General features: G+C 72.3%; 9 protein-coding genes. 7 read left to right on the top strand and 2 right to left on the bottom strand.

Features of this window, described 5'->3' with window-relative positions; all coding sequences use genetic code 11:
- Window positions 1-10 precede the first annotated feature (10 nt).
- Window positions 11-1,186: a hypothetical protein gene (locus ACVHNB_RS12500; protein ID WP_428957482.1), complete on the top strand. Its 1,176-nt coding sequence runs from the start codon at window positions 11-13 to the stop codon at window positions 1,184-1,186.
- Here the strand turns inward: ACVHNB_RS12500 and ACVHNB_RS12495 are convergent.
- Entirely contained in the window at window positions 1,131-2,174 is a 1,044-nt protein-coding gene (locus tag ACVHNB_RS12495) for a bile acid:sodium symporter family protein (protein WP_428951278.1), read from the bottom strand. The genes ACVHNB_RS12500 and ACVHNB_RS12495 overlap by 56 nt on opposite strands.
- A 124-nt stretch (window positions 2,175-2,298) precedes the next feature.
- On the opposite strand from ACVHNB_RS12495, the gene ACVHNB_RS12490 reads away from it, so the two are divergent.
- The gene (locus tag ACVHNB_RS12490) at window positions 2,299-3,165 is read left to right on the top strand and encodes a LysR substrate-binding domain-containing protein (RefSeq protein WP_428951280.1); all 867 of its coding nucleotides are present in this window, start codon (window positions 2,299-2,301) and stop codon (window positions 3,163-3,165) included.
- A 40-nt stretch (window positions 3,166-3,205) separates the two neighbouring features.
- On the opposite strand, the gene ACVHNB_RS12485 is transcribed toward ACVHNB_RS12490, so the two are convergent.
- The gene (locus tag ACVHNB_RS12485; RefSeq protein WP_428951282.1) at window positions 3,206-4,192 is read right to left on the bottom strand and encodes an Lrp/AsnC family transcriptional regulator; all 987 of its coding nucleotides are present in this window, start codon (window positions 4,190-4,192) and stop codon (window positions 3,206-3,208) included.
- A 124-nt stretch (window positions 4,193-4,316) separates the two neighbouring features.
- Between ACVHNB_RS12485 and ACVHNB_RS12480 the strand changes: the two genes are divergently transcribed.
- From ACVHNB_RS12480 to ACVHNB_RS12460, 5 genes are all read left to right on the top strand, one after another.
- Entirely contained in the window at window positions 4,317-5,801 is a 1,485-nt protein-coding gene (locus tag ACVHNB_RS12480) for an MFS transporter (RefSeq protein WP_456228066.1), read from the top strand.
- 225 nt (window positions 5,802-6,026) lie between these two features.
- The gene (locus ACVHNB_RS12475; protein WP_428951286.1) at window positions 6,027-7,853 is read left to right on the top strand and encodes an AMP-dependent synthetase/ligase; all 1,827 of its coding nucleotides are present in this window, start codon (window positions 6,027-6,029) and stop codon (window positions 7,851-7,853) included.
- 111 nt (window positions 7,854-7,964) lie between these two features.
- The gene (locus tag ACVHNB_RS12470) at window positions 7,965-9,221 is read left to right on the top strand and encodes an ABC transporter substrate-binding protein (protein ID WP_428951288.1); all 1,257 of its coding nucleotides are present in this window, start codon (window positions 7,965-7,967) and stop codon (window positions 9,219-9,221) included.
- Between the two features lie 22 nt (window positions 9,222-9,243).
- Complete coding sequence (locus ACVHNB_RS12465; protein WP_456228065.1) at window positions 9,244-11,925, top strand: ABC transporter permease subunit; 2,682 nt, start codon at window positions 9,244-9,246, stop codon at window positions 11,923-11,925.
- Window positions 11,922-12,659, top strand: coding sequence for an ABC transporter ATP-binding protein (locus ACVHNB_RS12460; RefSeq protein ID WP_428951291.1), 738 nt, complete (start codon window positions 11,922-11,924; stop codon window positions 12,657-12,659). Before ACVHNB_RS12465 ends, ACVHNB_RS12460 begins: the two co-directional genes overlap by 4 nt.
- The last annotated feature ends 28 nt before the right edge of the window (window positions 12,660-12,687 follow it).

Raw genomic sequence — 12,687 nt, 5'->3', positions numbered from 1 at the left:
GCGGTTCCCCGTGCTGCTGTGGAGCCTGCTCCTCGTCGTCTGCGGGCTCGTCGTGGTGGTCGCCCTCCCCGACCGGGAGGGCGGCTCCCCCTGCGCGGCCCGCGCCGTGACGTCGTGGGCGCCGGACTCCGGTCTGAACCGGGAGTTCACCCGCTACGGGGACGACGGCACCCGGTCCGACGACTGGACCGGCGGCGACGGGACGCACTCCGTGCGGCTGCCGGACGGGCGGCTGCTGTGGCTGTTCTCCGACACGTACCTGGGGGCCGTGCATCCGCCGCCCAACCCTGCCGGGCAGCCGCATTCCTGGCGTGACACGGACGCGCCGTTCGTCCGGAACTCCGCTGTGGTCATGGGGCGTTCGGGGCGGATCGAGCGGACCGTCGCCGCGCCGCTGTTCCCGGACACCGGGGTCGGCGAGTGGCGGTGGCCCGTCGCGGCGCAGGTGGAGCCGCGCTCGCCCGGCGCGGACGAGCAGGTCGTGCGGGTGCTGCTGTGGACGCGGTCAGCCGGTTCCGCCCCGTACGTGTACGGGGTGCCGACGGCGACCGAGGTGGCCACCCTGTCGCTGCCGGACCTGCGCCTGGAGGGCATCAGGCAGGTGCTCGACCAGCGGCAGGTGCGCGATCCGGCCCGCCGGGTGCTGTTCGGCACGACCCTGGTGGACGACGGCGACTGGACGTACGTGTTCGGCGGGGACGACGGGCAGGCCGCCGTGCACCACGCCCACGTGGCCCGCGTACCGCGCGGCCGGCTCGGTGACACGGCGGCCTGGCGGTTCTGGGACGGGGAGCGGTGGCGGGCCGGGGCGCGGTCGGCGCCGGTGCTCGGGGACGGGCGGCGGCGCGGTGTGGGCAGCGCGTTCGGCGTGGTGCGGGACGCGGGGACGTACGTGCTGTTCACGATGGCGGCGGGGGCCGCGGGGCTGACGACCGTGACCTCGTACTGGGCGTGCTCCCCCACCGGGCCCTGGCACGGGCCCGCGAAGGGGTTCGCGCCGCCGTTGCCAGGCGGTGCGGTCGCCGCGTACAACCCGCAGGCGCACCCCGAACTGAGCGGCGGCGGACGTCTGGTGCTGAGCTACGACGTCAACTGGCTGGACGCGACGCCCGCCACCGCGCAGGCGCACCTCAGCCGGAACGTGTCGTTGTACCGGCCGCGGTTCGTGTCCGTGCGGCTGGGGTGAGCGACTCCTCGTCCGGCTCCCGGGGGTCCTTCGCGCGGCGCTTGGCGATGACCGCGCAGACCATCAGCTGCATCTGGTGGAAGAGCATCAGGGGCAGCACGGCGAGGGAGGCGTGCGCGCCGAACAGGACGCTCGCCATGGGCAGTCCGGACGCCAGGGACTTCTTGGAACCGGCGAACTGGATCGCCACCCGGTCACCGCGGTCGAAGCCCAGGGCCTTGGCGCCGTACCAGGTGGCGGCGAGCATCACCGCGAGGAGGACGGCCTCGACGGCCAGCAGACCGGCCAGCCGGGCGGCGCTGACCTGGTGCCAGATGCCCTGGACCATGCCCTCGCTGAACGCGGTGTAGACGACGAGCAGGATCGAGCCGCGGTCGACGTAGCCGAGGATCTTCTTGTGCCGGGTGATGAAGCCGCCGACCCAGCGGCGCAGCAACTGGCCCGCGAGGAACGGGACGAGCAGCTGGAGCACGATCTTGACGAGGGAGTCGGCGGAGAAGCCGCCGCCGCTGTTGCCCAGCAGCGCCGCCGCGAGCAGCGGTGTCAGGACGATGCCGGCCAGCGAGGAGAAGGAGCCCGCGCAGATCGCCGCCGGGACGTTGCCGCGCGCGATCGAGGTGAACGCGATCGACGACTGGATGGTGGACGGGACGAGCGTGAGGAAGAGCAGGCCCTCGTAGAGGTTCTGCGGGAGCAGCACGGGGACCAGGCCGCGGGCGGCGAGGCCGAGCAGCGGGAACGCCACGAAGGTACAGACGAGGACCGTGACGTGGAGCCGCCAGTGGCGCAGGCCGTCCATCGCCTCGCGGGTCGAGAGTCTGGCGCCGTAGAGGAAGAAGAGGAAGGCGACCGCGGCGGTCGAGGCGCCGGAGGCGACGTCGGCGGCGGCGCCGCGGGCCGGGAGGAGCGCGGCGAGGCCGACGGTCCCGATCAACGCCAGGATGTACGGGTCGATCGGCATCCAGGACGGCCAGCTCAGGCGTTTCATTGGTTCCTTGCTCTCGGTTCAGGTCGTGCCCTCTCCATCGTCCACCCCTTCCCCGTGATCGGGAATCCTGCATACCGCTCTTACTGTGATCGTGCCGCGTGATGAGCGGGGGTAGGGTCGGGGCATGTACGACCCCGGTCAGCTGAGGACGTTTCTCGCCGTCGCGCAGACGCTGAGCTTCACGCAGGCCGCGCGGCGGCTCGGGCTGCGGCAGTCCACGGTCAGCCAGCATGTGCGGCGCCTGGAGGACGCGGCGGGGCGCACCCTGTTCACGCGGGACACGCACTCCGTGGAGCTGACGGAGGACGGGGAGGCGATGCTCGGGTTCGCCCGGCGGATCCTGGAGGTGCACGAACAGGCGGCGGCGTACTTCACGGGGACGCGGCTGCGGGGGCGCTTGCGGTTCGGGGCGTCGGAGGACTTCGTGCTGACCCGGCTCACCGAGATCCTGGAGTCGTTCCGGCACGAGCACCCCGAGGTGGACCTGGAGCTGACGGTCGAGCTGTCGGGGACGCTGCACGAGCAGCTGGACGCCGGGAAGCTCGACCTCGTGCTGGCCAAGCGGAGGCCGGAGGATCCGCGCGGGGAGTCGGTGTGGCACGACCGGCTGGTGTGGATCGGCTCGGAGCGACTGCGGATCGACCCGGAGCGGCCGGTGCCGCTGATCGTGTTCCCGCCGCCGGGGATCTCGCGGGCGCTGGCACTGGAGGCGCTGGAGCAGCACGGCCGGGCCTGGCGGATCGCCTGTACGAGCGGATCGCTGAACGGGCTGATCGCGGCGGCGCGGGCGGGGCTCGGGGTGATGGCCCATGCGCGCGGGCTCATTCCGCCGGGGCTGGTGCGGGTCCCTGAGCGGGTGGGGCTGCCGGAGTTGGGGGAGGTCGACTTCGTGTTGCTGCACGGTTCCGCGGGGCGGGGGCCGGACAGGGGCGGGCCTGCCCGGGCGCTGGCCCAGGCGATCCTGGCGGGCGGGGACCGGTTGCACCGGTGACGCGGTGGACGGCTCGGGGCTGTGCCCCGGACCCCGCTCCTCAGACGCCGGTGGGGCTGTATGCGCGTGGTCTGTACGTCAGCTGTTTCACCCGGCGCATGAACGGGGCCGTCTCCACGTGTTCCACTCCCTCCAGGCGGCCGAGCTTTCCGCTGACGTACGCGTAGAGGTCCGCCGTGTCGCGGGCGACCGCGGTGACCACCACGTTCGAGGGGCCGGCGGTCGCGGCGGCGTAGGCGATCTCCTCGTGGCCGGCCAGCGCGCGGCCCACCGCGTCGAGACGGCGCGGGGCCGCCGTGATCCAGAGGACCGCCGCCATGCCGTGGCCCAGGCGCGCGGTGTCGTACTCGATGTCGATGTAGCAGGCGCCGGAGGCGAGGAGCTGGGCCAGGCGGCGTTTGACCGCGGACTCCGACTTTCCGGTGGCGCGCTGGAGTTCGGGGTAGGTGGCCCGGCCGTCCCGCTTGAGGACGGCGAGCAGGGGGCCGTCCTCCGGGGTCGGCAGGGCCGGTTCCACGGTGGGCGGCGGCGGGCGGAGCGCCGTGACCTGGGCGGGAGTGAGCGGGCCGCGCTTGCGAAGCCAGCCCTCGGGACCGCCGAAGTAGCGGTGCAGCATCTGCAGGGCCCGGATCTCCACGATGTGCGGAGTGCGCGGCAGTTTGCCGAGGAGGAGGTCGTCGTGGTCGCCGGGGGTGCGCGGCACCGTGACGCAGACGACCTCCGTGCCGCCGGACGTCAGGCCGATCCACGCCGTGTCGGGGCGGCGGGCGAGCGCCGCCGCGATCGTCTCGGCGCCCTCCGGCGCGCAGCGCAGCCGCAGCATCCAGTTGTCGAGGCCGAGCAGCTGGCTGTCCTGGAGGCCGACGACGCGCAGTCCGCCGCTCGCGACGAGCCGGCGGTAGCGGCGGGCGACGGTCTGGTCGGAGACGCCGATGACCTCGGCGATGCGGCTGAAGGGGGCCCGCCCGTCCACCTCCAGGGCCTGGAGGATCTTGAGGTCCAGCTCGTCGTAGAGCGTGGAATCCATCGTCGTACCGCCCCTGTCTGTCGGATTCCGTCGGTCCGGCGCCGCTGATCACGGTGATCGGCCGACGTCGGCCCATCGTACGGACGAAGGAAGAACGGCGACGAGACGAGAGGTCGGATTCACGATGCGTACATGGGGGACCTTGACCGCGGTCTGCCTGGGGACGTTCATGCTGTTGCTGGACGTGTCCATAGCCGTGGTCGCGCTGCCGGACATGGCCGCAGCGCTGCACGCCTCGCTCAGTGATCTGCAGTGGGTGATGGACGGGTACGCGCTGGCGCTCGCGGCGCTGCTGCTCGGGACGGGCGCGGCCGCGGACATCCTCGGCCGGCGCCGGACGCACGTGGTGGGTGTGGTGGTGTTCGCGCTCGCCTCGCTGGTGTGCGGGCTCGCGAGCGGGCCGGGGATGCTGGTCGCCGCACGGGTCGTGCAGGGCGTGGGCGCCGCGGCGATGTTCGCGACCACGCTGCCGATCATCGGGTCCGTCTACCAGGGGCGGCAGCGGTCCGTCGCGCTGGGCGTGTTCGGTGCGGTGAGCGGCGGTGCGGCCGCCGTCGGGCCGGTGCTCGGCGGGCTGCTGACCGAGGGGCCAGGGTGGCGGTGGATCTTCTGGGTCAATCTGCCGGTGAGCGTCGCGGCGGTGTGGCTGACGCTGCGGGCCGTGCCGGAGTCGCGCGGGCCGCGCGGCCGGAGGATCGACTGGGCCGGGACCGGGACGTTCGCGGTGTTCGCCGGAGCGGCGACGTACGGCGTCATCCGGGCCGGGGAGCGGGGCTGGGGCGAGCGGGGCGCGCTGGTCGCGTTCGGCGCCGCGGCGGTGGCGCTGGTGTCCTTCGTGGTCGTGGAGCGGCGCTCGGCCCACCCGATGCTCGATCTGGCGCTGCTGCGCAGGCCCGCGTTCGTGGGGGTGATGGTGGGCGCGTTCGCGTTCAACGCGGCGGCGTTCGGCGTGCTGCCCTACACCTCGCTGTGGCTGCAGACGCTGCTCGGGATGAGCCCGGTCCGCGGCGGCCTGGTGTTCCTGTCGCTGTCGGGGGCGTCGATGGTGGTGGCGATCGCCGGCGGGAAGCTGCTGCACGGGGTGCCCGCCCGGATCACGGTGGGCGGCGGGCTCGTCCTCATCGGGGTCGGCATGTGCTGCCAGGCCGTGCTCGGTGCCGGTTCGACCTGGTCCGCGCTGGTGCCGGGGCTGCTGCTGACCGGTGTCGGCGTCGGCCTCGTGTCGCCGGGGATCGCGGGGGCCGCGCTCGCCACGGTGGAACCGGCCAGGGCGGGCATGGCGGGCGGTTCGCTCAACACGTTCCGCCAGCTCGGGTACGCGCTCGGCATCGCGGTCTTCGGCACCGTACTGATCTCGCGGATGCAGGACACCCTGCCGCGCGGCGCCGCGCATGCCCTCGCGGGCGGCGGGGCAGACACCCTGCGCGGGCGGGTTCCGGAGGGGGCTCTGCACACGGCGTTCGCACAGGGCCTCAACTCGGCGTCCGTGCTGGCCGGTTGTGTGGCGCTCGTCGCAGGCTTCGCGGTGCTGGTCCTGGTACGGTCACCCGGAACGCCGGTTGCGGAACCGACCACTCCGCCCAAAATCCCGGTCGGCGCGCCCCGGTGACCTCTCCGTACAGATTCGGTGGAGACGGGTGAAGAGCGCCGGGAGATTACGCCACCGAAACTTACTGAAGCGTAAGAATTCTGTCCCGCCCCTTCCCTTGTGGCCGTATTTCACCGGCTGACCTGTGTGTATTCCGCGCGCTTCCGGCAACTTGTCACCCCTCCCGCCGGAGCGCGCGGTCGGGTACCGTCACCGACGCTGTGCGGAGCGCCACAAGGAGCAACTTTGCGCGAGTTCACGAATCCCGCTCTGGCGTCGGCGCCGCCGGTGGGCGGCCTGGCCGACGCCGTCTTCGATCACGCCCTGGAGGATCCCTCACACATCGCCTTCGGCCGCAAGGACGAGCAGGACACGTGGCGGGACATCACGTCGGGCCAGTTCCGTGACGAGGTGCTGGGCCTGGCCAAGGGCCTGCTCGCCCAGGGCATCAGGTTCGGCGACCGCGTCGCGATCATGTCCCGTACGCGCTACGAGTGGACGCTGTTCGACTTCGCGCTGTGGACCGTCGGCGCCCAGGTCGTCCCGATCTACCCCACGTCCTCGGCCGAGCAGGTCTTCTGGATGCTGTACGACGCCCAGGTGACGGCCGCCGTGGTGGAGCACGAGGACCACGCGATGACCATCGCCACGGTCATCGACCGGCTGCCGCATCTGCGGCGGCTGTGGCAGCTGGACTCGGACGCGGTCGGCGAGGTGTCGGCGTCCGGCGAGCACATCGACGACGAGACGGTGCACCGGCACCGCCGTGCGGTGACCCCGGACTCGGTCGCCACGATCATCTACACGTCCGGCACGACGGGCCGCCCCAAGGGCTGTGTGATCTCGCACGCGAACTTCATGTTCGAGGCGGACACCATGGTGGCGCGCTGGGAGCCGGTCTTCGCCTCCAAGCGCGACAACGTGGCGTCCACCCTGCTCTTCCTGCCGCTGGCGCACGTCTTCGGGCGGATGGTGCAGATCGCCGCGGTGCGCGGCGGCGTGAAGATGGGGCACCAGCCGCAGCTGAACGCGGCGGCGCTGCTGCCCGACCTGCAGGCGTTCCGGCCGACCTTCATCCTCGCGGTGCCGTACATCTTCGAGAAGGTCTTCAACGCGGCCCGCCGCAAGGCGGAGAAGGAGGGCAAGTCGGGGCCCTTCGACAAGGCCGTGGAGTGCGCCGTGAAGTACGCGGACGCCCAGGAGGCCAAGGCCTTCGGCACCGGTCCCGGGCCGTCGGCGTCGCTGCGCATGCAGCACTCGCTGTTCGACAAGCTCGTCTACTCCAAGGTGCGCGAGGCGATGGGCGGCAAGGTCCGCCAGGCGATGTCCGGCGGCTCCGGCATGGACCGGCGCCTCGGACTCTTCTTCGCGGGCGCGGGCGTCGCGATCTACGAGGGCTACGGCCTGACCGAGTCGACGGCCGCCGCGGCCGCCAACCCGCCCGAGCAGACCCGCTACGGCACCGTCGGCAAGGCGATCCCGGGCACGACGGTGCACATCGCGGACGACGGCGAGATCTGGCTGTACGGCGGCAACATCTTCCAGGGCTATCTCAACGACCCCAAGGCGACCGACGCCGCCCTGCACGACGGCTGGCTCGCCACCGGTGACCTGGGCTCCCTCGACGAGGACGGCTACCTCACCATCACCGGGCGCAAGAAGGAGATCCTGGTGACCTCCGGCGGCAAGAGCGTCTCGCCGCAGCAACTGGAGGAGCGGGTCCGGGACCATCCGCTGATCGCGCAGTGCATCGTCGTCGGCAACGACCGCCCCTACATCGCGGCGCTCGTCACGCTCGACTCCGAGGCCGTGGAGCACTGGCTGGGCATGCGCGGCAAACAGCTGATGAACCCCGCCGACCTGGTGCGCGACGGGGACCTGGAGATGGAGGTGCGGCGCGCCGTGGTGGCCGCCAACACGCTCGTCTCGCAGGCGGAGTCGATCCGTACGTTCCGGATCCTGGCGCACCAGTTCTCCGAGGAGCACGGGCTGCTGACCCCGTCCCTGAAGCTGAAGCGGAAGGCGATCGAGTCCGCGTACTCGGCGGAGGTCGACGCCCTGTACCGGGCATGAGTGCCCCCGGAAGCCGTTTCTGACGGTTCATCAAATACCGGTGCGTCAGTTATTGACGGTTCATCAGGTCGGACACAGAATCTGCCTCACTTCGACGGAGGGGGCCCGACCGTGTCGCGACCGATCCGCGCCATCACCGCCGCCGTGGCGGCACTCCTGCTCGCCACCGCCTGCAACTCCACCGCGAACAGCAGCTCGCCCGGGAGCAAGGGGAGTTCGGTACGCGGAGTGACCGACGACGCCGTCAAGGTCGGCGGCATCGTCTCCATGACGACGGCGAGCGGCTACAGCAAGAAGGACACCGACCTGGGCGCGAAGGCCCGCTTCGACCGCGCGAACGCCGAGGGCGGCGTCAACGGCCGCAGGATCGACTACCTGGGCGCGCAGGACGACGGTCAGGACCCCGCGAAGAACCTGGCGGCGGCCCGCAAACTCGTCCAGCAGGACAAGGTGTTCGCGATCGCGCCGATGAGCTCCGTGACCTTCTCCGGGGCCGACTTCCTGCAGAAGCAGCGGGTGCCGACGTTCGGCTGGGGCACGCTCCCGTCGTTCTGCGGGCCGACGTACATCTACGGCTTCGGCGGCTGCATGGTGCCGATGCCGGGCGGCACGATCTCGCAGACCTGGCCGGAGGGCCTGAAGAACGTCACGGACGGGTCGAAGGGCAGGTCCGTCGCGATCCTCGCCAACGACAACGACGCGGGTACCTTCGCCGTCCGCACCTACCGGCAGTCCTTCGCGTCGGCCGGGTACAAGGTGACGTACGCGAAGGCGTCCGTGCCCGCGACGTCCGTGCCCAGCGACTGGTCCGCGTACACGAAGGAACTGCTGCGCAGCGACGGCGGCAAGGCGCCGGACGTGGTCGTCTCCGTGATGCAGACCCCGTACAACATCGGCCTGTTCACCGCCGTCAAGCGCACCGGCTTCAAGGGCGTGCTGACCGATCCGACGGACTATGACCCGGGGCTGCTCGCCAAGAGCGCGACGAAGCAGGCGCTGGACGGGGTGCACGTGCTGCTGTCCTTCGAGCCGTTCGAGTCGTCGACCGGGGCGATGAAGCAGTTCAAGGCGGACATCAAGAAGGCGGCGGGCGGCAAGGACGTGCCGCTCAACATGCACATGATGACCGGGTACATGAGCGCCGATCTCTTCCTCGCCATCGCCGAGAAGGCGGGCAAGGACCTGACGGTCGCCTCGTTCCAGAAGGCGGCGGACGGCTTCTCGGACTCGAAGACGATGGTCGGGGACCGCGAACTGCCGCGCGGGCAGAAGGAGTCGTTCGGCTGCGGGGCGCTCGTGCAGCTCAAGAACGGGGCGTACGAGGTGTCGTCGCCGTTCAAGTGCTACGCGCCCATCCCGTTCAAGTAGGCCCGCCCGAAGGGGATCCCGCATGGCTGACCTGCTTGCCTTCGTGCTGAGCGGGCTGGTGTCGGGGGCGCTGTACGCGCTGCTCGCCACCGGTCTCGTGCTCTCCTACTCGGCCTCCGGACTGTTCAACTTCGCGCACGGCGCGACGGCGTACCTGTGCGCGCTCGCCTTCTACGAACTGCACTCGGGCCTCGGCTGGCCGGCCGTGCCGACGGCGCTGCTGCTGGTCCTGGTCGCGGCTCCCCTGCTGGGCTGGGGGCTCGACCGGCTGATGTTCCGCAAGCTGGCCCGGGTCGGCGAGACCGCGCAGATCGTGGCGACGATCGGGCTGCTCGTCGCGCTGCCCGCGCTCGGGCTGTGGGTGGTGGAGCTGCTCGACGACGCGGGGGCCCCGGTGCTGCCCGCGGAGAACCAGTTCGGCCTGCCGGGCGTCGGGCCGAGCCCGGCGCAGAACTGGCGGCTGATGGACGACGTCGGCATCGACTCCGACCAGCTGATCACATGGGTGACGACGGCCGTCGTCGCGCTCGGGCTGTGGATCCTGCTGCGGCACACGGCACTCGGGCTCAAACTGCGGGCCGGCGTCGACAACCGGTCGCTGGTCGAGCTGCGCGGGATGAGCGCGGACCGGCTGTCGTCGGTGGCGTGGATGCTGTCGTCGGGGCTCGCGGGCCTCGCGGGTGTGCTCGCCACTCCCCTGCTGGGCCTGTCGTCCCACGACTTCACGCTGTTCCTGTTCGTGTCGGCGACGGCCGCGGTGCTCGGCCGGTTCCTGTCGATCCCGCTGGCCTTCGCGGGCGGGCTCGGGCTCGGGGTGCTGCAGAACCTGGTCGCGGGGTACGCCTCGTTCGCCGAGAAGATCACCGGGTTCCGCACGGCGGTGCCGTTCCTGATCCTGTTCGCCGGACTGCTGCTGCTCACCCGGCGGCAGCGCACGGCGGGCACGGCCGCGGCGGACGCGCCGCCGGTGGATTATCTGGCGGGCCGGTCGTGGCTGCGGCGGTGGGGGCCGTGGGCGGTGGCGGCGGTGCTGCTCGCCGGGGCGTTCTACACGGTGACGACCCCGTTCTGGAGCGGCATCCTCGCCCAGGGCCTGGCGATCTCCCTGGTGTTCATGTCGTTCACCGTGGTGACCGGGCTGGGCGCGATGGTGTCGCTCGCGCAGGCGTCGTTCGTGACGGGCGCGGCGCTGGTCGCCGGCCTGCTGATGAGCCACGGCTGGCCGTTCCTGGGCGCGGCGCTCGTCGGGACCTGCGCGGCGGCACTGCTCGGCGCGCTCGTGGCGCTGCCCGCGCTGCGGCTCGGCGGCCGCTCGCTGGCCCTCGCGACGCTCGCGCTGGCCTTCCTGGCCGACCAAGTGCTCTTCCAGATCGGCTGGTTGAGGAACGGCGACACCGGGTGGGAGATCCCGCGGGCCGTCTTCGGGCCGGTCGATCTCGGGGACGACCGTGCCATGGGCGTGGCGATGGTCGTGCTGTGCGCGGCGGGCGTGGCGGCGCTCAGCGCGCTGCGGGCGTCACGGGCCGGGCGGGCGATGCTGGCGGTGCGCTCGGCGCCGGCCGCGGCGATGGCGTCCGGTGTCTCCGTCGTCCGCACGAAACTGCTGCTGTTCACGGTGTCGGCCGGGCTCGCCGGGTTCGGCGGCGTGATGTACGCGTCGTACAACACCCGGATCACCGCGACCGACTTCACGGCGATGACCGGGCTGATCTGGCTCGCGGTGGCGGTCGCGGCGGGGGTCCGGCGGCCGCAGTTCGCGGTGATCGCGGGTCTCACCTTCGCCGTCGTACCGCATCTGATCAGCGACTACCTGACGGAGTCGGTGCAGCTGCCGGTCATCCTGTTCGGGCTCGCGGGGCTCGCGCTCGCCAACGATCCGGACGGGTACTGCGCCGCGCTGCCGGTGCGCCGGCACCGGCGCGGGGCGGCCGCGGCGACTCCCCCGCAGGCGCCTGTCACGGGCACCCCTGACCCTGACGCCGCACTCCAACTCCGGGGCGTACAGGCCGGATACGACGGGGCGCCGGTGCTCCAGGGCGTCGATCTCACCGTCCGCCCCGGCGAGATCGTGGCGCTGCTCGGCCCCAACGGCGCCGGGAAGTCGACCACGTGCAAGGCCGCGGCCGGGCTGCTGACACCGCTCCGGGGCCAGGTGTACGTCGCCGGGCGCGCCGTCGGCGACGAGGGCGCGGTCCGGCGGGCGCGGTCCGGGGTGGTGCTGGCGCCGGAGGGCCGCGGCATCTTCCCGTCCCTCACGGTGGACGAGAACCTGTCACTCCGACTTCCGGCCAGAACGGACCGGTTGGCGGTGTACGAGCGCTTCACCGGGCTGGCGGCACGGCAGGGCGTCCCGGCGGGCTCGCTCTCCGGCGGCGAGCAGCAGCTCCTCGCGCTCGCCCCGCTGCTGCACAGCCCGCCACGGGTGCTGATCGCGGACGAGCCGTCGCTCGGGCTCGCTCCCCGCGTCGTCGACGAGGTGTACCGGCTGCTCGCCGAGCTCCGCGACGCGGGCACGGGGCTGCTCCTCGTCGAGGAGAAGGCGTCGGAGATCCTCGGCGTCGCGGACACCGTGGCGTATCTCGCGCAGGGCCGGGTGACCTGGTGCGGGCCGCGGGAGAAGGTCGAGGCCGAGCGGCTCACGGACGCGTACCTGGGCATCGCGGCGACGGCGCCCCGGCGGGCCGGGGAGGCGGGACCGGCATGAGCGACGTTCTGGTGGCCGAGGACATCGGCGTGCGGTTCGGCGGGGTGCGGGCCCTCGACGGGGTGGGCCTGCGCCTGGCGGCCGGCGAGGTGTGCGGCCTGATCGGGCCGAACGGCGCGGGCAAGACGACTCTGTTCGACGTCGTCTCCGGGATCCGGCGGCCCGACGCGGGCCGGGTGCTGCTCGACGGCGTGGACGTCACGCGGCGTTCCCCGGTGTGGCGGGCGCGGCACGGGATGCGCCGTACGTTCCAGCGGCAGCAGCTGTTCGGGCAGCTCACGGTCGCGGACAATCTGCTGGTCGCGCAGGAGTGGCGGCGCGGGGGCGCCGATCCGGGGCGGGCCGGGGCGCTGCTGCGGGACTGCGGTCTCGGCGGGCTCTCGGACGCGTACGCGGGGACGCTGCCGGTCGGCCGGGCCCGCATGGTGGAGCTGGCGCGGGCCGCCGCGGACCGGCCGCGGGTGCTGCTCCTGGACGAGCCCGCGTCCGGGATGACGGCCGAGGAGCGGGAACTGCTCGCGGCGGCGGTGCGGCGCCTGGCGGAGGAGGACGGGTGCGCGGTGCTGCTCGTCGAGCACAACGTGGCGTTCGTGATGGAGCTGTGCTCCCGGGTCGTGGTCCTCGATCTGGGGCGGGTGCTCGCCGAAGGGGCGCCGGGTGGGATAAGAGCCGACGAGCGGGTACGTGACGCGTATCTGGGAACGCAACCCCCGGCACAGGGTTCACATACGTGACTGGCATGCTGGTGGTCGGCACCTGGCC

Source organism: Streptomyces sp. YJ-C3 (genome assembly GCF_053891275.1).
This window is presented reverse-complemented; position numbering and strand designations above follow the sequence as displayed.

Excerpts from the sequence above, each read along its gene's own strand:
- ACVHNB_RS12485 (WP_428951282.1), bottom strand. The coding sequence starts at position 4,192 with ATGGATTCCACGCTCTACGACGAGCTGGACCTCAAGATCCTCCAGGCC.
- ACVHNB_RS12460 (WP_428951291.1), top strand. The coding sequence starts at position 11,922 with ATGAGCGACGTTCTGGTGGCCGAGGACATCGGCGTGCGGTTCGGCGGG.
- ACVHNB_RS12490 (WP_428951280.1), top strand. The coding sequence starts at position 2,299 with ATGTACGACCCCGGTCAGCTGAGGACGTTTCTCGCCGTCGCGCAGACG.
- ACVHNB_RS12480 (WP_456228066.1), top strand. The coding sequence starts at position 4,317 with ATGCGTACATGGGGGACCTTGACCGCGGTCTGCCTGGGGACGTTCATG.
- ACVHNB_RS12465 (WP_456228065.1), top strand. The coding sequence starts at position 9,244 with ATGGCTGACCTGCTTGCCTTCGTGCTGAGCGGGCTGGTGTCGGGGGCG.
- ACVHNB_RS12495 (WP_428951278.1), bottom strand. The coding sequence starts at position 2,174 with ATGAAACGCCTGAGCTGGCCGTCCTGGATGCCGATCGACCCGTACATC.